This window comes from Roseibium sp. MMSF_3544 (assembly GCF_030732845.1).
Taxonomy (GTDB): Bacteria; Pseudomonadota; Alphaproteobacteria; order Rhizobiales; family Stappiaceae; genus Roseibium.
In genome coordinates this window covers 334,537-356,312 of sequence record NZ_JASHKA010000001.1, presented here as the reverse complement: position 1 = coordinate 356,312, position 21,776 = coordinate 334,537, and the positions used below count along the sequence as shown (strand labels likewise).

Here is a 21,776-nt window from a genome sequence, read left to right as displayed (position 1 = left end):
CCTCAGGAATTTTCCGGGAGGATCTGTTCGGTGATCCGCCAGTCAGGCAGCCCATATCCGTCCGGCCACGGCCAGACTTCCTTGTCGTTGAAGTAGACAACCGTTGTCAGTTCAGGAAATTCGGGCCCAACGTTTGTGACGTCTTCGGCCCACTTGGTGACATATTCACGATCACCGACATAGCCAAGCTCAGCAACGTAAACAGGCTTGCCGAAGCCGACAACGCGCTCATATGCAGGAGCGAGAGTTTCGGCAAAGGTGCGATCGCCACCGTACTTGTCCTTGTCCCATTCCTGCAGGCCGAAGACGGACAGTCCCACCACGTCTGCATAGTCATCGCCTGGATAGTAGGCTTGAAGCCCCTCCTCTCCCTTCGGTGACCACATGAAGCTCGCATCGGGCGCATTTTCGCGGCAAACGTCCACAACGTGCTGATATGCATCGATATATGCGTCTGGCTCCCAGCCGGACCACGTAAAGCGACCCGAGGTGCTTTCCATCTCCTGAGCCCACCGAATGGTCACCGGACTTTCCATGGCATTCGCAACAGTACAAATGGCCGAGATATTCGGGTCATACGCCCCGGAAGCGATACCGCTTCTGAGTTCCGCTGGTGAGACATCCCAGTTTTCTCCCCAGGTCCAGGGTTCCACTGTAATCAAGACAGAGCGACCGCGTTCTTTTGCGTACTGGTCGGCAAGCAGAAGGCTCTCTAGCTCAACGTCTTCCCAAGGCAGAAAGAGATGTTCAACTGAAACGCCATCGTCGTTGATGAAAAACCCGGGGGGGTCGTATGCGCCGAATGCGATATCAGCACTGGGCTTCGGTACGACTACACCAGCGTCCGTGTTCCCGATGGCAGCTTGCGTAACAACGAAAATCGAGGCAGCTCCGAAGAGCGAAGCGACAATGCCGGTTCTGGCCGACACGCGCGGGAATTTCCATTTCTGGTTCATTCTGATCTCCTGAACAGTCCATTTGAGCGGCAGCAGGCCTTATGACCGTTGCGTCGCGTCTGATGCCGCCTCTGAATACTGGGTAAAGGGTTTTGCGGGTTCGGGAGCCAGGTGGGGACGGATCCGCACGGTCCGAATACCGGCACTCCCCATCCCTGCACCGGCAACCGAATAGGTTGCGCGCGTCAGCTTGACGGGGCCCGCTCCGATTTCGATAGCTTCAAGGCCGATGGGAGCACGCAGGGCAAACGCTTGGGCCGGCAAAATGGCCAGCAGCCCGACGCAGGCAACCTGCGTTATCGTTCTGAAGGATGGGGCATCAGAAAGCAGACCGTTTTCCTTCGCATGCATGAAGATGATCACGGCAAGCAAGGTGATGTAGATCGCCGCATTCAGGCCGGCAAAGAGATAAAAGCCCCTGGCATCGCCGACATCCGCGAGCAGTAACACCGGTGCGACCGACAGCAGCGCGAGCATCACGTATGGCGCAAGCACCCGCTGAGGCAGCGGACCCGCTTTATCCCCGCCCTTGGGCGTGACCCTGAAATCGACGAACGATCCGGTCAGCCAGTCCCGCAGCGCTGCCAGGCATCCAAGCAGCGCCCAGGGCCAACGCGCTGCAAGAAAAAGCAACGCCTCCCAACTAAGCACTTTCGCGTTGTAGGGCCGACACCAGCCGTCGCGCTTCCACCAATAGGCCATAACGGTCAGCACGATTGAAATCGGCACAAAATGCAGCAGGAATTGTGGGTAAGTGACGTTCGCGAATGGCACACCGGCCAGAAGTGCCACGATGGGCATTGCGAACATGGCAGCCATGAAAATCGCAAACAGCGGATACCAGATCTGTGCAAACAGGAACTGGAATTTGAGCCTGAGCGGAAGCTTGCCGACGTAGCTGGGCATATACTGCAGCAGGATCGTGACCAGGCTCCGCGACCACTGGAATTCCTGCGTCGCAAGATCAGCGAACGTATTCGGGCCATCTCCGTGCGCGATGGCTTCCATTGCATGAACACCGCGCCACCCCGCCGCGTTCATCAGCAGCGTCGTCGAGTGGTCCTCGGCCAACTCCGGCCCAAGGCCACCGGCTTCCTTCAGAGCTTTTGTCCGGACCGCGTAGTGTGAACCGATGCAAAGTGGAGCCCATCCGTTGGTATAGCCCGCCTGCAGCGCTCCATGCAGTGTGCCTTCGGCATAAAGCCGCCCGCGCGCCGCCCAGCTCTTGTCCGCGTTGCTGTCACAGATGCTCGGGGCGGACACATAGCCGACCTCCGGATCTGCGAAGGGTGCCATGAGCTTTTCCAGATAGTCGGGATCCGGCACATGGTCGGCGTCCAATTGGCTGACGAAGTCATAGTTTTCGTAACCGTAGTGATCGTAAAAGAACGCCAGGTTGCCTTCTTTGCATCTGGTCCGGCGCGGCCACGTTTGCCGGTGATAATCCGGTCGGTCTTTTCGCGTCGAAATTTTTACGCCGTTTGCTTCGCACCACGCGATCGTTTCTGCGGATGGATCCTCGTCGGCCAACCAGGTGTCGTGCTCCATCGTCTGGGCAAGCATGGCTTCAAGCGTTTTCCGGACGACTGAAAACGGTTCAGACGGCGCCTTGGTGACAACCATTGCCACCCGCCGTCCAGCCGGCAACCGAAGTGATGGTGACGGCACCTTGGCCGGAAGGAACATTGCTAGGAAATAGAGTGGCAGCAACGTGATCCAGGCCAGGATCAGCGACACGCCGACAAACCTGATCGTGCCGGCATTATGGCTGGGGTCGAGCCACCAGCTCCAAAAAAAAGCGATGGCGACGACCCACAAGCCAACTCCAATGCCATAGCGCAGTTTCTGTCTCCGCGACAGCATTGGCACAAGATACCGATCTTTTTCGCGGCCTTCGGCCTGCGTCGATGCTGATCGGCCATTCATCTCAGCGGGCCTCCAGACCAAAAAACGGAGCCGCTGTCCTGACGATTGTGTCGATATCCGAGTAGCGTGCCTTAAAGCCTATCTCGTCGCTTGCCTTTTGCGGATTTGCATAAAGGACCGGCGGATCGCCAGCACGTTTTTCCCTGACCTGCATCGGGACAGGTTGCGCGGTGACACGCTCGACGCTGTCGACGATTTCGCGCACGGAATGGCATTGACCCGATCCGATATTGTACGCAGAGCTCTCACCGCCATTATCCAGATGACGCCAGGCGAGCACATGTGCGTCGGCGAGATCCCGCACATGGACATAGTCGCGTAGACATGTTCCATCGGACGTGTCGTATGTTGCGCCGAACACATCCAGATGCGGCAACCGACCGGCAGCGGCCATCATGGCCCTCGGGATCAGATGCGTTTCTGGATCGTGCCACTCGCCGAGCTCTCCATCGGGATCAGCGCCAGAGGCATTGAAGTAGCGCAGAATGACATACTTCAATCCGTAGGCATTGGCGTAATCCTTTATGATGTGCTCCGCCATGAGCTTGGTTTTGCCGTATGGATTGATTGGGTCCTGAACACTGTCTTCGGAAATCGGCAACTTTGGCGGAATGCCATATGTTGCACAACTGCTTGAGAATATCAGTTGGTCGACCCCGGCCGCGCGGCATGCCTCCAGCACCGAGAGCGTACCGCGCACATTGTTGTCGTAGTAAGCAGCCGGATCTTTGACGGATTCCCCGACATAGGCCGACGCAGCAAAGTGAATGACCGTCTCCACGCCGAATGCGGCAAGGGTCTCACGCAGATGCGCCGTATCGCGAATGTCACCTCGCAGGAACGGGCCCCAGCGAACGGCTTCAAGATTGCCTGTGCTCAAGTTGTCGTATGTGACGGGCTCGATGCCCTCGGAGGCAAGTTGCTTGCAGGTGTGGCTGCCGATGAAACCCGCACCGCCTGTCACAAGGATCTTGTGCTTGTTCATTCAGCCGCCTCCACAAATGGTCCGGCATCTGCCTTGCTGAGCACGTTGTCGAAATGCGCAATCGTGAAATCCAGCCCTTTGTCGAGGCTGATTTCAGGTTTCCATCCAAGCTCCTGGCTGGCCTGGCTGATATCAGGCTTCCTTTGTTGCGGATCGTCCTTCGGCTTTTCAAGAAAGACGAGTTTCGATGGGGACCCAGTCTTCTCTATGACCTTTTCGGCAAGCTCCAGAATGGTGAATTCACCTGGGTTGCCGAGATTCATCGGACCCAGGGCATTGTCAGGCGTCATCATGAAACGCCGGAAACCCTCAATCAGATCATCGACATAACAAAAGGAACGGGTCTGGTTGCCGGTTCCATATATTGTGATGTCCTCACCGCGCAGAGCCTGAATGATGAAATTTGAAACGACGCGTCCGTCATCGGGCCGCATGTTCGGACCGTAGGTGTTGAAAATCCGAACAACCTTGATCGGCACAGCCCGTGTTCGGGCGTAGTCGAAGAAAAGTGTTTCAGCGGCTCTCTTTCCTTCGTCGTAGCAAGCTCGCGGTCCGGTCGGATTGACATTGCCGAAATAGGATTCCGGCTGCGGATGGACCAGCGGGTCACCGTAGACTTCCGACGTGGAGGCCTGAAACGCCGTCGCACCGGTCCGACAGGCCAAGTCAAGAACACTGACTGCTCCCATAACGTTGGTCTTCATCGTCCGGACAGGATCGAGCTGGTAGTGCGGCGGGGACGCGGGGCACGCAAGATTATAGATTTCGTCAAGCTCATCCCCGACACCGTCAAGTGTCTTCTCGATGTCCTGGACGACGAGCTGAAAATCCGCGTGCGTTGTCAGGTCATCGATATTGGAGAACTGGCCGGTTGAAAAATTGTCCAGGCAGATGACCTGGTAGCCCTCGTCAAGCAGACGCTTGCATAGGTGAGACCCCAGAAAACCGGCACCTCCGGTCACGAGCGCTTTCTTCTTCCGGTAGATGGGTGACGACTTGCCCGGCGCCCCGGTGATCGACTCATCAAAGGTTTGTTCAGTCCGCATTCCGTGTCTCCGAAATCAGGCGCGGACAGCCTTCAGGCAAGCCGCGAGGGTCTCCCTGTCTTGTCCGTTTCCGGTTAGACGCGGGACAGGCTGTCCAGTACAAATTTCCGCTTCGGAGCTTTGTTCTGAACCACAGATTTTTCGCAGGAACTACCCACCCTCTGCTGGTGGGAAAACTTTCTCGTCAAACAAGCTTACGTATTCGCGGTCGTGCCGCGAAATACTTAATTCTTGTTTTCCTTCACATCCTTGCAGGGGTACAGTTGGCGCCTAAGGCGACTGGTATCAATACGATGCTCAATACTATGAATAAATGTTAATGCAGTGGTCACGCACCGTTCATCTTCAAGATGCGCGTCAACAAATGTCACAAACGGGAAAGTTTGGGGTCTTGCTGGTTGCTCAAGTCCGGCGCCGGCATTTGGACTTCTGGCCGAAACCGCTCGGCGAGCAAATCCAGGCCGCATCTCCATGATCGGCGGACATTGCCAATTTCAGCTTTTCAATGGGAGATTTGTCCGCGACCGAAGATTGCACATCGCGAGTCGATGTAGGTGCCTTGGCGAAGCTTTTGACTGTCTTGCCGGAAAATGCCGGCGGGGTGACAGTCGCGACAGGCTCTACACTGTTCGGAGACTGCGCCAGATTGCAGGCTGACACTATTCCAAACAGGAGGGTGCAGGCCAGAAGTCTGACAGGAAAACCAGAGCGGATGACTGAAAAACGGTCGCCGTTTATCACTTCGTAGATCTCCTCGCCAGCCAGACCCCTTTGTGCATCGAGGCCAACACAACCAATCTTGTCCATTGGCAAGGCCAAGAACAACGGTTTCAGTCAAGCGCGACAGGCTTAACAACAGGTAAAGAATGCGGAGCGGCCAATGGCCGCCCCGCTAAGGCTTCACAGAGAACTGAGGCGCAAAGCACACCGTTGGCGATCCTCCTCAATTCTGCGGATATCAGATGAAATCCGTTTCCGGAATGATCGTTGTGAGGGCGTTGGCACCGTGTGCCTGAGCGGCCGCCAGGTCGGTCTGGGCCGCGTCGCTTTCGGACGAGCCGAACGCGGACAGCGTTTCGGCGGCGCCAGACAGAAGGCCCAGGATATCACCGGACGCGAGCGTGTCCGAACCGACCGAGACACTTTCGACGGCAAACGCGAAATCATCCATCGGATCCGGCTCGTCGTAGATTGCCTTCAGGTCGAACTGGAAACTGTCCGCACCCTGGACAACCTTCAACCACTCAACCGCGGTCGTCTCATCGTCCATGCCGTGCACGGTGGCGACCGTCTTGTCGTCAAGCTGGATCTGGAGCGCATCGTCCGACTTGACGAAGTGGAAGGCGTCCTGATCCATGGCCTGAAGCGAGAAACTGCGCAATTCGATGATGTCGTTGCCGTCCGGCGTTTGAGAAACCTCATCCAGAACCGGCAGTTCGACACCGAAATCCTCCAGGAAGGATTTCACGCCATCCGTCGCACGCTCGGCGATTGTCGCCTCGCCATTCGCCCAGATCGTGTAGATGTCGTCGCCCGCCTCACCGGAGAGGAACCCTTCGCCGCCCAGAACATCGTCACCGATGCCGCCCATGGTGACATTGGCGCTGACTTCGTAGGACCCGAGGCCGGCAATCCCAAGCTCCGGGCTGAGATCGGAGACCGTATCGATCAGATCGGTGATCGGTGCGGCAATTCCTTCAATCGCTGTTACCGTGGCAGTCAGTGCTGAACGGAAATCCTGGACCCAGGGAACATCGGTCAGCGCGTCGTGGGTCATGATCTTGGTGAAATCCATAACGTCCATGATCACGTCCGAACCGCTGCCGCCGGCGTAGAAATTGCCGAAGCTGAAGGACAGGTCCGCAAGTTCGTCGATGCTGTCGATCTCCTCCGGCATCGCCAGGACCTCTGCCATCTCGCCGAGACCCTTCGCCGTCAGGACGAGATCATCGCCTGCACCGCCCATCACGAGCGAATTTGCATCTGCCAGGCTGAGCGCAACGTCGTTGTCGGCACCGCCGTGGACAATTGCACCCGGCCCCTCGGCCACCATGAGGTCCGCCCCCTCGCCGCCAAGCTGAGCAGTCACGACGAGTTCGTCAGGCAGGGCTCCCTCTATGATGCCACCTTTACGGTTGCCGTTGCTGTCCGTCTCGGTGTTCAGTGACAGGGTTGCCGTTGCGTCCTTCCCGATGGAAAGGCCCAACATGACATCCGTCCCGGCACCGCCGTACTGGAAGGAGGCGGCGGCCTTGTATTGAGGAGCCACAACCTTTGCCGCGGCGAACATGACGTCCGACCCGTCGCCGCCGAACTGCGCGACGCCCTGGCCGCCGCCGATGACGATGTCATTTCCGGCATCCGCATATTGAACGACGCCGATGCCGCCGCCAACCATGACGTCATTGCCCTGGCCCATGACCTGGGTGGTCATGCCGCCGGCACCGAACGCATAGTCCTTTCCGGAGCCGCCGAACTGCAGATTGTTGGTTCCGCCACCGATCATCACGTTGGTGCCGCCACCTTCGGTTTCGAAATATTCGTCGAAGTTCTCGATGACTTCCGCGAACTTGCCGTCGTCAAAGCCGAGATCCGAGGGGATCGCGCTCCAGAGGTGATCGCCAAACTGAATGTTGTTGGCACCGCCTGCCATCAGGAAGTCATCGTCGGATCCGCCGATCTGTATGTTGGCACCGCCGACGGCGAACAGCTTGTCCTTGCCCGCACCGCCGTGCTGCAGGTTGAGGCCCGCTACGCCGACCAGGATGTCCTCCCCGTCGCCGCCGAATTGTCCGACATTCACGCCGAGACCGTAGAGCTGGTCGTTGCCTGCTTCGCCGAGTTGAAGGTTGCCGTTGCCGGCAGCGGCCATCAGGTCTTCCCCCTCGCCGCCGAACTGGACGTTGGCAACGCCGAGTGCCTTCATCCGGTCGTCTCCGGTCCCGCCGAACATCGTGTTGACGCCGCCAAGCGCGAACATGTCATCGTTGCCCGCATCGCCGTGCACGACATTGACGCCGCCGATGGCTTCGATCGTGTCGTCGCCGTCATTGCCGTTGAGGACATTAACGCCGCCGGCGGCCTTGATGGTGTCATTGCCATCACCGCCGAAGGCTGTCGTCACGCCAGCCTTGGCTTCAATGTAATCATTGCCGTTGTCGCCGTGGATGACGTTGTTGGCACCGTAGCCGTACATTTCATCGTCTTGGTTGCCACCGCGCATGACGTTCGAAGCGCCGCGGCCTTCCATAAGGTCCTCACCGTCATTGCCGTACATGACGTTCGAGGCGCCGTAGCCGGCCATGTCGTCATTCCCGGTGCCGCCATGCATGACATTGGAGGCACCGCGGCCTTCCATCGTGTCGTCGCCACTGTCGCCATACATCACGTTTGAGAGACCGTGACCTTCCATATGATCGTTACCGCTTCCCCCGCGCATCACGTTGGATGCGCCGTAGCCGTAAAGTTGGTCATTGCCGCTGTCGCCGTTCATGACGTTTGATGCGCCATAACCCTTCAGGGTGTCATTGTCGTCACCGCCATACATGACGTTGGAGGCACCCCGGCCCTCAAGGGTGTCGTTGCCGTCCTCGCCGCGCATGACATTGGAGGCTCCATAGCCTTTCAACGTGTCGTTGCCGGTGCCGCCATACATGTTGTTTGAAGCACCGTAGCCATAGAGACTGTCGTGGCCCGAGCCACCCTTCATCTTGTTGGACGCGCCATAGCCGTAGAGCTTGTCGTTCCAGCTGCCGCCGTCCATGTCGTTGTAGGCGCCGTAGCCGTAGAGCTTGTCTTCGCCGCTGTCGCCGCGCATGACGTTTTTCGCGCCGTAACCATAAAGGCTGTCGTGACCGGTGCCGCCATACATGGCGTTGTAGGCTCCGTAGCCGTAGAGCTTGTCATGGCCGCTGTCGCCCCAAAGGTGATTGGTTGCGCCATAGGCCTTGACGGTATCGTTGCCGGAGCCGCCACGCAGATAATTGAGCGGCGCCCAGCCACCGACGAAATCGTTGCCCGAGCCGCCGCGCAGATCGTTCTTGATCGCTGAATAGCCGTAAAGCTTGTCGTTGCCCGACCCGCCGTCCTTGTTGCCGTAAAGGCCGTAGAGCTTGTAGGTCTGATGAATGCTTTTGGAAGAAGAACCCATTTTGAAAATTCCTTAGTATCGAGTGAAAAATGAAGGATCAGGCCGCAAAGGCGCGTGCCTTGACGGGACGGCCGAACTGATCGCGGCCGGGATGCTGGACAATGCGCAGGACATGGCCCTTTTCATCGCGGCGGACCGAGCGCAGGGCGCGGCCCGGAAAAACGGTCCGTTTAAGATCGCGCGCGGTCTGAAAGCCGTCGCCGAAGGGTGCGATGAAATCGATGACGACCGGATTCCGGCCGTTGTTCCACTGGTCGGGTGCCGGCAGGTGGTCGCGGTGGAGAACGGCCTGTTCCGTCTCCTCGTCAAGCCAGGCCCAGGTCGCAAGAGCAACCGGCAGACCGCCACGACGCCAAATGCGAAGCTGGCCGAGCATGAGCGGCGGCAGGATCAGGCCACCTATTTCAGAAATGCTCCGGTTTTTGTGAAGCGGGCTTTCCGCCATGAGAGCGGTCGCTTCGCCGAGCATTGAAAAAGTAATGTGTTTATCGAGTTGCCTGCTGGTCATCTTGCAGCTCCTGACAGCGTTTCCGTTGTCAGAAAGCTAAGAGCGGCACCTTCGCGTCAGTATGGGGTCAATCCCCCAATCGCGAACCAGACAGCAAGGAATGGGCGTGAGAACATCAGGTCAATGCGTTGAAATAGCGCCAGATTTAAAGGGCACAAGTTGGGCACTGCGCTGGCTGCGCAGTGCTCCAGAACGTCTGTAAGGCCGGCTTTACTCGACGGTTATGGTGATAACGTCGGTGACCATTTGCTCGCCAAACGGTACGTGGTTCATGTCGCCGAACACCATTTGCAAGGTGTGCGTCCCGGCCGGCAGATCGAGGCTTGCTTCGGTTTGGCCGCCGCCATAGTGAATGTGGTTTTCGTCGGCAGGAATTCCGTAAAGCCACTCGTCAGCGCCGTCCTCGCCTTCACCCATGGGCGCCCGGTTGAGGAGAATATGGTGATGACCGGTTCCCTCTTTCTCGATACCGGCCGGGGCAACACCCATGCCGTTCACACCCATCTGCACAAGAACGGGTGATTTCACGGTCGCACCGTCCTCCAGATTGATGAAATAGACATAGGCCCCTTCGCTGGCAGGCCAGGCAAGGTGATCATCTGCGGCGGCGGTACCGGCAAACCCGGAAAACGCGAAGGCGGCGGCAAGGGCAATCTTGTTCATGTTTGACTTCCTCCTAGGTTCGTGCAGCCTAGTGCACAGCAGGGGAAACACGCGATCGGAGCCAATTATTCGAAATTTTTTCGCCAAGGGATCCGGGCAGGAGGAAGTCAGGTCCCAACTCCCCGGCATTTATCCAAGATTGTGGCGCTTTTCGCTGTCTCTTTCCGGGGACAGAAACAGCGCCGATGACCTCGCGCAGGCGACTTCGGCCCGCGCTCTGGAGCATGCGGAAAAATTTCAGGCCGGCACTTCGCTCGCTGCCTGGCTGTTCACGATGGCGCGCCGGATCTGGCTGAACGAAAAACGTGCCGAACGCATACGTGGCGCAGGCGGCCTGGTTTCGATCGACGAATTCGAGCTGCCCTCCCCCGAAGCCGACGCAGAAATGAATACTTTTGCCCGACAGGTGTTAAAGCAGGTAATGGCTCTGCCGGAGGCCCAACGATCCACTGTCGTTCTGGTCTATGTCGAGGGATACACCTATCGGGAAGCCTCGGAAGTGCTCGGCATTCCGATTGGCACAGTCATGAGCCGGCTCGCTGCAGCGCGAACCAAACTGCAGACGGCCCAGGAGCAACGAAAGACCGGATTGCGATGACGTCCACCATAAGCGATGAGACTCTGACCGCTTTTCTCGATGGCGAACTCTCTGACGAAGAGCACCGCAACGTCGAGGCTGCGATCGCCGCCGATCCAGCGCTAGCCGCCAGACTGGAAGCGCTTGATATACCGGTGGCGGATATCAAAACCGCCTTCGATGCACTGCTCAAGACCGCCCCGGCCCCAGTTCACGGGTCTGCACCCCGATCGCGGGTGTCCTGGTCCACGCGCGCTGCCGTCGCAGCCGTTTTCGCCATCGGCGTCCTGGTCGGCGTCTGGTCTCCCTGGCTCACCCGGCAAGCCGATACGGACTGGAAGATGGCGGTTGCCAACTACCAGGTTCTCTATGTGCCTGAAACCCTTGCGGGCAAAGAACCTGCACCTGATCAGGCGACTGAAAAACTGTCGCAGCTCTCTGAAAAACTGGGCCGGGACCTCGAAAGCGCAATCACGGTTGAAGGTCTGAGCTATCGCCGGGCACAAATGCTAGGCCTTGGCTCGGAGCCGCTGGTTCAAATTGCATATCTGTCAGACGGAAATGAACCCTTCGCCATCTGTATAACGCCTGTCGATGAACCATCCTATGGGCCGGAAGCTGAGATGCTGGCAGGCCTTGCCTCAGCTCATTGGGTCGACGACGGCTTCGGTTTTCTGGTCATCGGCGGCGGCGATCTGAACCAGGTCAACAGCATTGCGAGCGACCTGAAGGGACGGATCTGAACCCTCAGAGCGAAAGTTCAGCAAACTGCAGCGCGCCGCTGGTAATTCCGGCTCTGGTACCCGCTCGATGGACGCCGAGTTTTCCATCGCCAAGATTTCTTAAGCTTCGATTAACTATGATCGCATCTCGCAGCATCCTGGCAGCTCTTCTTTAGCCAAAATTAGTGCTGCCTTGGGACCGTTGTGCAATGGTCCAGGTCATTCAGGGGCTCAGTGCCGGGGCATGATGTCGATCGCGAGCGCGGTCGAAAACGATCTGGTGACATACCAGCGACATGTTTGAGAGCAGCCCTGCCCTGAACGCAACTGCTCCTGTGGAAAATGAGACCGGTGGCAACCATGACAAAAAGCGACAAGACCGACCCGAGCTTGCAGTCTGATGACGCGCCGGACGAGGTTGCGCGCCTTTCAGCGCTTTATCGCTACCAGATCCTCGACACGGTTGAAGAAGAGGCATTCGACAGAATTCCGCGGATCATCAAGAGCGCGTTGAACGCACCCATGGCCGCAATTGCTCTGATTGACGAAGACCGGCGCTGGTTCAAGGCGGTTGCCGGTGGCAATCGCGGCGAACTTCCGCGCCAGCATTCGTTCTGCAATCACACAATACAGCGGCGCGAACCCACAGTCGTGTCAGACACGCATTGTGATGAGCGGTTTCAGGACAATTTATTGGTGGTCAATGCACCACATATCAGGGCCTATCTCGGGGTGCCGCTTGAGACGCCGGATGGCTATCGCATTGGGTCGGTGTGTTGTGTCGACAAAGAACCCCGCAACTTCACCGAAGACGAAGTCCGGCTGGTAAAAGACCTTTCGTCAATCGTGATGGAACAACTGGAGTTGCGGAAGCTTGCCCTGTTCGATCCGCTGACGTCGGTCCGTTCGCGGCGGGGCTTTCGCTCGGAAGCAGAAATTCAGCTTGCCTTGGCACGGCGCAACACCCTGCCCTTCTCGCTGCTCATGCTTGATGTCGACCATTTCAAGCGCATCAACGACGGCCACGGGCACAAAGTCGGCGATGAAGTGCTGACCGGCATTTGCGAGCGTTTGTCGACCGCCTTTGGTGAGCGCGACATAATTGGACGAATGGGCGGCGAAGAGTTTGCCATTGCTCTTCCAAACACTCATCTGGATGCCGCATTGAAGCTCGCCGACATGACAAGACTGGCAGTTGCAGCAGCGCCTATTCAGACGAGCTGCGGCGCAATTTCCGTCAACATAAGTGTCGGCGCGACGAGTACCGAAGAGGAGAGTTTCGATCTGGACGACCTTCTGGACCAAGCCGACAAAGCCCTCTACCAAGCCAAATCCGAAGGTCGAAATCGCGTAAGCGCCTTTCAAAAAAAGGCCGCCTGACACTCTTTCTTAGGCTGACCGCACCAGCAAATCCTCAGGTGCCACACTCTCGGGCAAGGCCGAAACGTCAGCTTTCTTTCCTTGTGGCTCTCTCGGCAACCGACCCCTCACCGGTCAGGTCAGCGACATCCTGAACGATCTTCGACAATTGTGACTTCAGGTCTCTGTCCGAAGCTGGATAGGTGCCGTCCAGGGCGGCGGTTCCAATTGTAAAGCCTGACGCACCGGCTCTGTACAAGGCCTCGATACGGGTCTTGTCCGCAATGGATCCTGCAACGATCACTGGTTTACCAGCCGCATTGGTGACCGCTTTGATCAGGCCTGGAATGTCCGGCAGACTGGAGCGATAAGCCAGCAGGTCGAGACCCGCTACACCGTGATGTGCCGCAAGTTTTCTTGCGCTTGCCACGATGTCTCCAAACGTCCCCTCCAGCACGCTCGGATGGCCGGTGATGCGCCCTGGAAACGGATAGTATTTCAATGCGCTGCCTTCCAAAACGGGAAGGACGTCATCAACACGTGTGCCACCAAGAAGGACGTCAACGCCAAGATCAACCGCCGTTCTTGCCGACTTGATCTCGCTGTCACGATCAAGCGAGACGACCTCCAGATAGGATGTCGCGCCGGTTTCCCTGATCCGCTTGTTGAGGGTTCTGAGCACATCCACCGGCAGGCCGACATCTTTGAACCCAATGTGCCGGAGACCCAACGAAATCGCTGTTTCCAGATGGATTTGGGCATCTTCCACCGTGCGGTCGTCGCGGGTGAGCATGAAAATGAACTTTAGGCTCAAGCCGCTCTCCCACATTTCGACCCGTTGCTGCGAGGCTTCGGTCATCCGGCCTTCATCGACACTGCGCCGCGCCCCACGCTATTGAGGCATCATGGCGCGAAGTTCGATCACAAGGCAATCCGAGAAAGACAAACCTTCTCAGAATACGCGTGTACGGCGAGAATGATGTCGGCCTAAGATCGCGGGCGATGGGCATTGGCACTCTGCCGACCGCGTATTCGAACTCACGACTGAAACAGTTTTTCAGCGATTTTGCTGACATAAGGCAGCGGATGTGTCGTCCCGAGCGGGCCCGCCGGCACCAGGTAGAGTGCAAACACAATTTTTTCCCAACCGTTCAAGGATGGAAGCCTCAGTTTTTGATCGTGACACAACAGCGAAATCACGACCGTCGCGCACGAGAAAAACACAAGGTGCGCCCACCGTGCATAATCGATCCCCAGAAGGAAAAGCGCGCAGACAAAAAACATCTGACAACCCACAAGGATCAGAGGCAGGCGATTTTCCTCAAAGAATCGGAAGAAGAAATAGTACGGCAGAACTGTATAGAAAATCAGGCCCGCCACGTCGAAAAGACCCAGATTTTCAGCAGGTTCAAGCACCCCCCTGCTCCACACTTCTGCACCTGCGGCCACCTTCTCCCCAAGCACGCTTGCAAGGTCGACCTCTAGGTTCCCGTAAAGGAACACTGCAGCCATGACGACTGTCACCGGCAACAGACTGAGTGCCACCTCCCGGAATTTGTAACTCTGCAAAAATGCAAGGATCGAGATAATCGGCACCCCGTAAAAGAAGATGGCTTCATGAACCAGAGCTCCAAGCGCCAGAATGGCACCGCCCCAAGCCAATTTTCGATTTAGAACCAGATAGGCCGCCAAGAAAACGAGGAGATAATTGTAGTGGTCGTAACGGCCGGAGTCGGAGGCATACTGAACAAATCCAACGGGCGCTATGAGCAAAAGAAGGCGAAACCAGTCAGCAAATCCGGTGTGCTCCTCGCCAACCCGTTTCAAAGCAGAATGTGCGATGTAGACGATCGCGAGAAACAGCACAAAGTCGACAAAAAGAAACGCGAAATACTCTGGTGCCTCGCCATCCGGCAGCGCCTGCATGACCGGATAAAGCATGGTGCCGACCATGGCACGTTTGGCAAATCCAAAGTCTATGTAGTTGATGTGATATTGCGTGAGCAGCCACTGGATCAAGCCAAATCCCTGATGGCTCCAGGCGTGCAGAAACGTATAGGCCGACCCGAAAAGGTATGACAGCAGGGAAAGTGGAACAAAAAACCGGCGAATAACCGGAAACAGGACGGCAGTCATATACTCATCCTCTTGAACACCGCTTCCGGGATGTTCCTGATGATCATCATTATGAGCTGCCAAATGCGGCGGACATAGATGACATTGCTGCCTTTGCCGACCGCTTTTTCAATTGCCGCTGCCACTTCTTCCGGCTCAGCCGTAAGCTTTTGGGGCAGATCGAGACCCTCAGTCATTTGCGTGGCAACAAAGCCGGGCAGCACGGTGATCACGTGGACGCCTTTTGCGGCAAGCCGGTTTCTCAAACCGGAAAGGTAGGCGGTGAAGCCGGCCTTCGCGGACCCGTAGACATAGTTTGCTGCGCGCCCTCTTTCCCCGGCGACCGAACTGATGCCGACCAAGGTCCCGGAATCGCGCTTTTCGAAAAGATTGGCAAAAACAGAGAAAATTGAGGCCGGTCCCTCGTAGTTGCTTCGCATGACCTTGCAAGCGGCCATTTCATCCTTCTCGTCCGCGGCCTGGTCACCCAGCATGCCGACAGCGCAGACGATAACATCGGGCAAGACCGGCAGGCCGGTCGCAAAGGCCTGATGGCTATCAAGATCAAGCGCGTCAAATTCGAACAGGTCCACATCGACGTTGTGCCTGACCTTGATGTCGGCTTTGTCCGGTTCCAGGCTGCCGGCGTTCCGCGCTGCCAGCTGAATTGAGTACCCGAGAGCGGCAAATCTATGCGCTACCGCCTTGCCGATATCCGAACGGGCTCCGAGAATGAGGATTGACCCTTTGCTCAAAGTTCTAGCCTCTTTGACTGATGCGACTGGAAACGGTGATCGAGCCCCGCGTCGCGTCTCATGTGTTTGAAATTTCTCACCCGATCGTCGCTTCGAGCGAATGTCGCAGCGGACATGCGAGCATCCTTGGCAAGATAAAAGCGCCCGCCATTTTCGATCGTGATGTCGTCAAGACGCTTCAGAAGATCTTCCGTGTACCGCCCCATCGGGAAATCAAGCGCCAGTGTGTAGCCCGGCATCGGGAAGGAAAACTGGCCGCTTTGTTCTCCAAAACGCTTTAGCACCGCCAGAAACGATCCGAGGCCAGCATTGGAAGTCTCGGTCAAAAGCGCCTTCAGACCCTTTGCCGACGTTTCCAGGGGAAGAGCGCATTGAAACTGGCAAAACCCGCGACGCCCGTAGATCCGGTTCCATGCAAGGATCGCGTCCAACGGATAAAAATAGCCGTTCCAGTGGACGAGGCTCTCACCGGATTTACGCCCGCCGTTCCAGTAATAGAGGCTGTTGAACGCCCTGATCGAGTACCTGTTCAAGCTGAAGGCAGGAAAGTCGATTGGCACGGAGAGCGACCGTTTGGCTTCGGTGCCGAAAGGATGAGCGGACTGGTCTTTGCCGAGTTCCGCCAAAAGCGCGTGCTCCCCGAGCATGACCAGCGAGCGGCCCGTATCGGAACCAGTGGCAAGGCAATCGATCCAGGCAACGGAATAGAGTGCGTCCAGGTTTGACTCGATCAGGTCAATCGCTGCATCGAGATTGGGCGCCGGCAGAGTTGTCTGCGAGATCCATCCGGTTTCAACGCGGCGGAGCCTGATTGCCGTGCGTAGAATGACGCCCGTAAGCCCCATTCCACCCAAGGTCCAGTCGAAGAGCTCCGCGTTTTGCGTTCTGGAACATCTCAGGACTTCGCCCGTTTCGTCCATCAGGTCGATCCAGTCGACAAATTGGCGGAAACTGCCATCGCGATGATGGTTCTTGCCGTGCACATCGGCGGCGATCATGCCACCGAGAGTGACGAATTTGGTTCCCGGCGTCACGGCGGGGAACCAGCCACGCGGCAGAAAGGAGGAGATCACGTCCGCCAGGAGAACGCCGGCTTCTGCGGTCAGTGTTCCGGTGGCATCGTCGAAGGAAATCATGCGGTTGAAGTGCCGCATGTCGAGCGTATTCGGTGCTCCGAGCGCGGTGTCACCATAGGAGCGTCCATTGCCGCGTGCAATCGCTGGGCCTTCCCGCAACGCCGCACTGACAGCTTCCTGCGTGCGCGGAAACTGCACCTCGGTCTCACAAACCGGATATCTGCCCCAGCCGCTCAGCTTCATGTGCACTGTCCCACATGAAGTTTTGCGTCCGTGAAAACATACCGCCGGTCGAGCTGATACTTGACGATATACCCGACGCTCAGTCCGAGAATTGCACCGAGCTCCCGCATCTGATCTGTCCCGAAGAAAACCCAGAAGGCTGTCTCCGTCGCCCAGAAAATCGCCGTCGTGACGACACCCATTCCGGTATAAAAAACGAACTGCCAGCCGTTCTGCTTAAGGTCGGTCGTCTCGTCGTAGAAAATCCACTTCTTGTCCAAAATGTATTTCAGAACAAGGCCGCAAAGCGTCCCGGCGCCGACGGCAATAATGTAGTGAACAACCGTTTCTCCAGTGGACAGAACCACGCGTTGGGCAAGCAGATTGGCAAGCGTCGCCAGAACCGCGAAGAAGCTGTATCGGATGATCAAAACATGGAGCGTCATAGAAGCGCTCCGGTCAGCAGGCAGACCAGAATGAACACGGCACAGATGTAACTGTTGCGGTCCTTGGCTGCGAAAACGAGCGGATCATCATGCATGTGCCCGCGGTGGGTGACCATGACCAAGCGGCTGACCCAATAGAGCAACACAAAGCAGATGGCCCAAAGTGCAGGCGGGTAGGAGTAGAGCTCGGCAACCGCCGGCGAGTTGATGTAAAGCGCGAAGACGAGGATCGAAACATAGCCTGACGCTATGGCCATGATCGGGATGATTGGCAGATCATCGACGAAATAGCCTCGCCCTGTCACGTTCAGCTTGCCGCGCTCGGCATTGTCCAGAAGTTCGGCCTGCCGTTTCACGGCGGCCAGCGCAAAGAAGAAGAAGAGCGAAAACGCGAGCAGCCAGACAGTGAGCGGCAATCCCGTCGCAACGCCCCCAGCGACGATCCGAACAGTGTAAAGCGCAGCCAAAACGCAGATATCGACAATGCTGCGTTTCTTCAAATTGAACGAATAAGCGGTCGTTGCCACGTAGTAGGCGGCCATTACCAGCAGGAATTGCCAGCCCAGATAAAGCGAGATTACGATGCCACCGGCAAGAAGCGCTGGTGCCAGGAGGGATCCGTGCAGGATGGGCAGACTGCCTGAGGCGAGTGGCCGCTTGCATTTTCTCGGGTGCGTTCTGTCCGAGTTAAGGTCAAGCAGATCATTCACCAGATAGACGCTCGAGGCGATGAGACCGAAGGCGATGAAGGCAAGCACGCTGAGGAAAAATGTCGCTAAATCAATCTGATGCGCCGTAAACATCGGCACGAAGACCAGAACGTTCTTGAGCCACTGGTGCGGGCGCATTGCTTTGACATAGGGCTTGAAGTCTCGTGCCCCGGAACGAAGATGTTCGGTCTCGACACCTAGCGCAGCAACCTTGGTTTTCAGGCTCTTCGGAATTCCGACCGTGATCGCCTTCTTTGCCTTTTGCCAGACATGCAGATCCGCCGTTGAGTCCCCCACGTAGTGAAACCCGGCGTCACCGAAATGCTCGGACAGAAAATCCGCCTTGGTAGACCCTTTCAGGTTCCTGTTCTCGTCTGACCCATGCACCTCGTCAAACAGAGCCAGGTGCTCCGCGATCATCTGGGCCTGCGTCTGATTGGTGGCAGTTACCAGCGCGGTTCTACCGCCCCTGTCTCGCCAGGACTTCACGTAGGAAATGACGTCCTGATTATAGGGCAAGGTTTCCGGTTCAAGCTTGGCGACTTCGGCCAGTTTCGCCTTGAATGCGGCGCGGCCCTGAGGCAGCAATGCCAATGCCTTCAAGCAACCGAGCCAATTTTTCCCGAGCGCATTCCAAAAATTCTCAAATAAAACATCTGACTTAAGTAGTGTTCCATCAAGATCTACTACAAGAACCGGCTCAGACATTAAAAAACCCTTCGCACGACAACTTCTATTGTCCAAGTCGTAAACTGTCTTGCTGAGATCTTTATATTGGAGCCTGTTACGATTCCGTTAGCTCCAGGCCTTTCGCGAGGCGATGACTAATGTAAGCTTAACAGCACTCGGTAGAGCCAGAACGTCGGCAGACCGCAAGCAATGCTTCCTCATGCGAGCGCTGCAAATTGGCAAGACGCGATTTCCGTCTCCGATTGCACTTGAGCCACCGCTCGCCTACATGAACGCCCTGGAGGCGCTCTTGAATTCACTGACTTCATTAACGGAAGAAACCCGGCTCACGCTCGCCAACCTTGCTGATGCGGCGACCGGGCTTGCAGTACCAAGCCTGAGACTCGGTGTGACGGGCCTGGCAAGGTCCGGCAAAACCGTGTTCCTGACCGCGCTTGTGCATAATCTTGTCCACGGCGGGCGGTTGCCGCTTTTCAGTGCGTCGGCCGGGCGCCGGATGACGTCAGCCCAGCTCCAGCCACAGCCGGACGATGCTGTTCCGCGTTTCGACTACGAAAGCCATGTGGGTGCGCTCGTAAAGGAACGCATATGGCCGGACTCGACACGCCAGGTTTCCGAATTGAGGCTGACAATCGACTACGAGAGCGCGTCCTACTTCTACCGCAAGCTCGGGCCGGGGCGTCTTCATGTCGATCTGATCGACTATCCGGGTGAATGGCTTCTGGACCTGCCGCTGTTGGGCAAGGACTTCGCGACCTTTTCCGCCGAAGCCCTCACACGCGCACGGGCTGAGAACCGGTCCCGGATTGCCGAGCCCTTTCTGACGATACTTGCCGATAGCGATCCGCAGTCGGACGAAAACGAACCAGCCGCCCAGGAACTGGCGTCCCGTTTCAAGACCTATCTCGCTGCCTGCCGGGCCGATGCGCATGCGCTTTCCATGCTGCCACCGGGTCGGTTCCTGATGCCGGGCGACTTGGACGGCTCTCCTGCCCTGACATTTGCACCGCTCGACATTCCCGCCGATGCGCCCCCTGCCCGCTCCGGGACGCTTCGCGCGATGATGGAGCGTCGCTACGAGGCTTACAAAACCCATGTCGTGCGCCCCTTCTTCAGGCATCATTTCGCCAGGCTCGACCGCCAGATCGTTCTGGTCGACGTGCTTCATGCGCTGAATGCCGGACCGCATGCGATCGCTGATCTGGAAGTCGCGCTCGGCGAAGTCTTAAGCGCCTTCCGGCCCGGAAAACGCAGCTGGCTCTCTTCCATTCTGACGAGACGGATCGACCGGATCCTCTTTGCAGCCACCAAGGCGGATCACCTGCACAGCGCGGATCACGACCGGCTTGAGGCGATCCTGAAACGGCTCGTGACGCGCGCTGAAGAACGTGCCCGTTTCAAGGGCGCGGAAGTGGAAGTGCTTGCCATGGCTGCCGTCCGCGCAACGCGGGAAGCCACCGTCAAACACCGCGGACAAGAGCTTCCGGCGATCCTCGGAACACCTCTGCCCGGCCAACAGTTGAACGGTGACGAATACGACGGCAACACGGAAATCGCCATGTTTCCCGGTGACTTGCCGAAAGATCCTGAATCACTTTTTCGGCTGGATGAATCAGTTTCTGAAGTCACCGGACCCAAGATCCGCCAAAAGCCCGCCAGCCTTCAGTTCCTGCGCTTTCGTCCTCCGGAGCTAGATACCACAGCCGAGGGCCTGACCTTGTCCTTGCCGCATATCCGTCTGGACCGCGCGCTTGAATTCCTGATCGGAGACCGACTGGCATGACCGGAACAACACCGCCCGACAGCCGCAAACCGGCCGCCTTCCGTCTCGATGACAGCAAGGTACACGTGTCCGATGACGATGTCAGGATGCCTGTCGCCGATGAAGCCATCATCACCCAGAACGTTCATGAAGAGGACGAACCACGGCTCCCACGCAACGCCAGCACACCAAAGTCCGGTTTCGGTTTCGGCAAATGGCTGATGATCGGCTTGAGCGGTCTCGTCTCGCTCGCGGTCGGTCTCGCCGTCGACAGCCTGATCCGCGATTTGTTTGCGCGGACCGATTGGCTGGGCTGGCTCGGTGTCGCCCTTGCCGCCATTGCCGCGTTGGGTCTGCTTGGGCTGGTGATCCGGGAAGTCAGCGGGCTGATGCGCCTTGGCCGCATTGATCATCTGCGCGAAAAGCTACAGGTGGCCGCCGATGAAGACGATGCCAGAAAGGCATCCGCAGGCTTGAAAGAACTTCTCGATCTTTACCGCGATCGTCCGGAGACTGCCCGAGGCCGCAAGGAACTGGCCGGTCATATGCGCGAGGTTATCGACGGAAGAGACCTGGTAAGCCTTGCCGAACGGGATTTGCTGGCACCGCTCGATCAGGAAGCCCGGAAAATTGTCCTGAACAGCGCCAAGCGTGTCTCGCTTGTCACGGCAGTCAGTCCGCGGGCGCTGGTCGACCTGCTCGTGGTCCTGTTTGAAAACCTGCGCATCATTCGCCGCCTGTCTGCCCTTTATGGCGGACGCCCGGGAACGCTCGGTTTCCTTCGGCTCGCCAAACATGTGCTTGCCCACCTTGCGGTGACCGGAGGCATGGCCGCCGGTGACAGTCTCGCTTCCGAGCTGCTCGGGCACGGACTGGCGGCGCGTTTGTCGGCGCGGCTGGGAGAAGGCGTGATCAACGGCATTCTCACCGCTCGTATCGGGATTGCCGCGATCTCCGTCTGCCGCCCCGCACCCTTTGTTGACAGCAACGGCCCGAATGTGAAGGACTTCATGGGTGAGCTGATCGCCTCTTCAGAGCGGGCGGAGAAAGAAGCCAAGGAAAGCAAATAGCGGGATTTTTCCGAACGGCACCATCCTGTTTCGATGCA

At 57.6% G+C, this 21,776-nt stretch carries 19 protein-coding genes; 5 read left to right on the top strand and 14 right to left on the bottom strand.

Annotated elements, in window-relative coordinates; translation table 11 throughout:
- Positions 1 to 2 precede the first annotated feature (2 nt).
- The 8 genes from RBB47_RS01600 to RBB47_RS01565 form a co-directional block, all read right to left on the bottom strand.
- Entirely contained in the window at positions 3 to 956 is a 954-nt protein-coding gene (locus RBB47_RS01600; protein WP_305983965.1) for a glycoside hydrolase family 26 protein, read from the bottom strand.
- Between the two features lie 39 nt (positions 957 to 995).
- Positions 996 to 2,882 (bottom strand): glycosyltransferase family 2 protein, encoded by a 1,887-nt coding sequence (locus RBB47_RS01595; RefSeq protein WP_305983964.1) that lies wholly within the window; start codon positions 2,880 to 2,882, stop codon positions 996 to 998.
- A gap of 1 nt (position 2,883) precedes the next feature.
- The gene (galE, locus tag RBB47_RS01590) at positions 2,884 to 3,867 is read right to left on the bottom strand and encodes a UDP-glucose 4-epimerase GalE (protein WP_305983963.1); all 984 of its coding nucleotides are present in this window, start codon (positions 3,865 to 3,867) and stop codon (positions 2,884 to 2,886) included.
- A complete protein-coding gene (locus RBB47_RS01585; RefSeq protein ID WP_305983962.1) occupies positions 3,864 to 4,913 on the bottom strand; it encodes a UDP-glucuronic acid decarboxylase family protein in 1,050 nt (349 codons plus the stop codon). Before RBB47_RS01585 ends, galE begins: the two co-directional genes overlap by 4 nt.
- 402 nt (positions 4,914 to 5,315) lie before the next feature.
- The gene (locus tag RBB47_RS01580; RefSeq protein ID WP_305983961.1) at positions 5,316 to 5,720 is read right to left on the bottom strand and encodes a hypothetical protein; all 405 of its coding nucleotides are present in this window, start codon (positions 5,718 to 5,720) and stop codon (positions 5,316 to 5,318) included.
- A 151-nt stretch (positions 5,721 to 5,871) separates the two neighbouring features.
- Positions 5,872 to 9,063, bottom strand: coding sequence for a calcium-binding protein (locus tag RBB47_RS01575; RefSeq protein ID WP_305983960.1), 3,192 nt, complete (start codon positions 9,061 to 9,063; stop codon positions 5,872 to 5,874).
- Positions 9,064 to 9,100: 37 nt separating this feature from the next.
- Positions 9,101 to 9,571, bottom strand: a complete 471-nt coding sequence (locus RBB47_RS01570) for a toxin-activating lysine-acyltransferase (protein ID WP_305983959.1) — start codon at positions 9,569 to 9,571, stop codon at positions 9,101 to 9,103.
- Between the two features lie 210 nt (positions 9,572 to 9,781).
- On the bottom strand, positions 9,782 to 10,234 hold the full coding sequence (locus RBB47_RS01565) for a DUF4399 domain-containing protein (protein WP_305983958.1): 453 nt from the start codon (positions 10,232 to 10,234) through the stop codon (positions 9,782 to 9,784).
- Between the two features lie 139 nt (positions 10,235 to 10,373).
- On the opposite strand from RBB47_RS01565, the gene RBB47_RS01560 reads away from it, so the two are divergent.
- From RBB47_RS01560 to RBB47_RS01550, 3 genes are all read left to right on the top strand, one after another.
- Complete coding sequence (locus RBB47_RS01560) at positions 10,374 to 10,832, top strand: RNA polymerase sigma factor (RefSeq protein ID WP_305983957.1); 459 nt, start codon at positions 10,374 to 10,376, stop codon at positions 10,830 to 10,832.
- Positions 10,829 to 11,554, top strand: coding sequence for a hypothetical protein (locus tag RBB47_RS01555; protein WP_305983956.1), 726 nt, complete (start codon positions 10,829 to 10,831; stop codon positions 11,552 to 11,554). The genes RBB47_RS01560 and RBB47_RS01555 overlap by 4 nt, the downstream gene beginning before the upstream one ends.
- Positions 11,555 to 11,893: 339 nt before the next feature.
- Positions 11,894 to 12,913: a sensor domain-containing diguanylate cyclase gene (locus tag RBB47_RS01550; protein WP_305983955.1), complete on the top strand. Its 1,020-nt coding sequence runs from the start codon at positions 11,894 to 11,896 to the stop codon at positions 12,911 to 12,913.
- A gap of 67 nt (positions 12,914 to 12,980) precedes the next feature.
- Here the strand turns inward: RBB47_RS01550 and RBB47_RS01545 are convergent, their stop codons facing one another.
- The 6 genes from RBB47_RS01545 to RBB47_RS01520 all read right to left on the bottom strand — a co-directional run bounded on the left by RBB47_RS01545 (position 12,981) and on the right by RBB47_RS01520 (position 18,924).
- On the bottom strand, positions 12,981 to 13,751 hold the full coding sequence (locus RBB47_RS01545; RefSeq protein ID WP_305983954.1) for a 4-hydroxythreonine-4-phosphate dehydrogenase: 771 nt from the start codon (positions 13,749 to 13,751) through the stop codon (positions 12,981 to 12,983).
- A gap of 179 nt (positions 13,752 to 13,930) precedes the next feature.
- Positions 13,931 to 15,028, bottom strand: coding sequence for a hypothetical protein (locus tag RBB47_RS01540; protein ID WP_305983953.1), 1,098 nt, complete (start codon positions 15,026 to 15,028; stop codon positions 13,931 to 13,933).
- The gene (locus RBB47_RS01535; RefSeq protein ID WP_305983952.1) at positions 15,025 to 15,762 is read right to left on the bottom strand and encodes an SDR family oxidoreductase; all 738 of its coding nucleotides are present in this window, start codon (positions 15,760 to 15,762) and stop codon (positions 15,025 to 15,027) included. The genes RBB47_RS01540 and RBB47_RS01535 overlap by 4 nt, the downstream gene beginning before the upstream one ends.
- Entirely contained in the window at positions 15,759 to 17,081 is a 1,323-nt protein-coding gene (locus tag RBB47_RS01530; RefSeq protein ID WP_305983951.1) for an FAD-binding oxidoreductase, read from the bottom strand. Before RBB47_RS01530 ends, RBB47_RS01535 begins: the two co-directional genes overlap by 4 nt.
- Positions 17,078 to 17,506 carry a GtrA family protein gene (locus RBB47_RS01525; RefSeq protein WP_305983950.1) on the bottom strand — a complete coding sequence of 143 codons (429 nt, stop codon included), beginning with the start codon at positions 17,504 to 17,506 and terminating at the stop codon, positions 17,078 to 17,080. Before RBB47_RS01525 ends, RBB47_RS01530 begins: the two co-directional genes overlap by 4 nt.
- On the bottom strand, positions 17,503 to 18,924 hold the full coding sequence (locus RBB47_RS01520) for a UbiA family prenyltransferase (RefSeq protein WP_305983949.1): 1,422 nt from the start codon (positions 18,922 to 18,924) through the stop codon (positions 17,503 to 17,505). The genes RBB47_RS01525 and RBB47_RS01520 overlap by 4 nt, the downstream gene beginning before the upstream one ends.
- Before the next feature lie 250 nt (positions 18,925 to 19,174).
- Here RBB47_RS01520 and RBB47_RS01515 point away from each other — a divergent pair, with 250 nt between their 5' ends.
- Together RBB47_RS01515 and RBB47_RS01510 are read left to right on the top strand one after the other, a co-directional pair.
- On the top strand, positions 19,175 to 20,689 hold the full coding sequence (locus RBB47_RS01515) for a YcjX family protein (RefSeq protein ID WP_305984199.1): 1,515 nt from the start codon (positions 19,175 to 19,177) through the stop codon (positions 20,687 to 20,689).
- Positions 20,686 to 21,738 (top strand): YcjF family protein, encoded by a 1,053-nt coding sequence (locus RBB47_RS01510; protein ID WP_305983948.1) that lies wholly within the window; start codon positions 20,686 to 20,688, stop codon positions 21,736 to 21,738. The genes RBB47_RS01515 and RBB47_RS01510 overlap by 4 nt, the downstream gene beginning before the upstream one ends.
- The last annotated feature ends 38 nt before the right edge of the window (positions 21,739 to 21,776 follow it).

What these genes read in the sequence shown, in the direction of transcription:
- RBB47_RS01595 (WP_305983964.1), bottom strand. Translation starts at nt 2,882, where the DNA reads ATGAATGGCCGATCAGCATCGACGCAGGCCGAAGGCCGCGAAAAAGAT.
- RBB47_RS01515 (WP_305984199.1), top strand. Translation starts at nt 19,175, where the DNA reads ATGAACGCCCTGGAGGCGCTCTTGAATTCACTGACTTCATTAACGGAA.
- RBB47_RS01545 (WP_305983954.1), bottom strand. Translation starts at nt 13,751, where the DNA reads ATGACCGAAGCCTCGCAGCAACGGGTCGAAATGTGGGAGAGCGGCTTG.
- RBB47_RS01585 (WP_305983962.1), bottom strand. Translation starts at nt 4,913, where the DNA reads ATGCGGACTGAACAAACCTTTGATGAGTCGATCACCGGGGCGCCGGGC.
- RBB47_RS01530 (WP_305983951.1), bottom strand. Translation starts at nt 17,081, where the DNA reads ATGAAGCTGAGCGGCTGGGGCAGATATCCGGTTTGTGAGACCGAGGTG.
- RBB47_RS01600 (WP_305983965.1), bottom strand. Translation starts at nt 956, where the DNA reads ATGAACCAGAAATGGAAATTCCCGCGCGTGTCGGCCAGAACCGGCATT.
- RBB47_RS01520 (WP_305983949.1), bottom strand. Translation starts at nt 18,924, where the DNA reads ATGTCTGAGCCGGTTCTTGTAGTAGATCTTGATGGAACACTACTTAAG.
- RBB47_RS01550 (WP_305983955.1), top strand. Translation starts at nt 11,894, where the DNA reads ATGACAAAAAGCGACAAGACCGACCCGAGCTTGCAGTCTGATGACGCG.
- RBB47_RS01575 (WP_305983960.1), bottom strand. Translation starts at nt 9,063, where the DNA reads ATGGGTTCTTCTTCCAAAAGCATTCATCAGACCTACAAGCTCTACGGC.
- RBB47_RS01580 (WP_305983961.1), bottom strand. Translation starts at nt 5,720, where the DNA reads ATGGACAAGATTGGTTGTGTTGGCCTCGATGCACAAAGGGGTCTGGCT.
- RBB47_RS01570 (WP_305983959.1), bottom strand. Translation starts at nt 9,571, where the DNA reads ATGACCAGCAGGCAACTCGATAAACACATTACTTTTTCAATGCTCGGC.
- RBB47_RS01555 (WP_305983956.1), top strand. Translation starts at nt 10,829, where the DNA reads ATGACGTCCACCATAAGCGATGAGACTCTGACCGCTTTTCTCGATGGC.
- galE (WP_305983963.1), bottom strand. Translation starts at nt 3,867, where the DNA reads ATGAACAAGCACAAGATCCTTGTGACAGGCGGTGCGGGTTTCATCGGC.
- RBB47_RS01510 (WP_305983948.1), top strand. Translation starts at nt 20,686, where the DNA reads ATGACCGGAACAACACCGCCCGACAGCCGCAAACCGGCCGCCTTCCGT.
- RBB47_RS01540 (WP_305983953.1), bottom strand. Translation starts at nt 15,028, where the DNA reads ATGACTGCCGTCCTGTTTCCGGTTATTCGCCGGTTTTTTGTTCCACTT.
- RBB47_RS01565 (WP_305983958.1), bottom strand. Translation starts at nt 10,234, where the DNA reads ATGAACAAGATTGCCCTTGCCGCCGCCTTCGCGTTTTCCGGGTTTGCC.
- RBB47_RS01525 (WP_305983950.1), bottom strand. Translation starts at nt 17,506, where the DNA reads ATGACGCTCCATGTTTTGATCATCCGATACAGCTTCTTCGCGGTTCTG.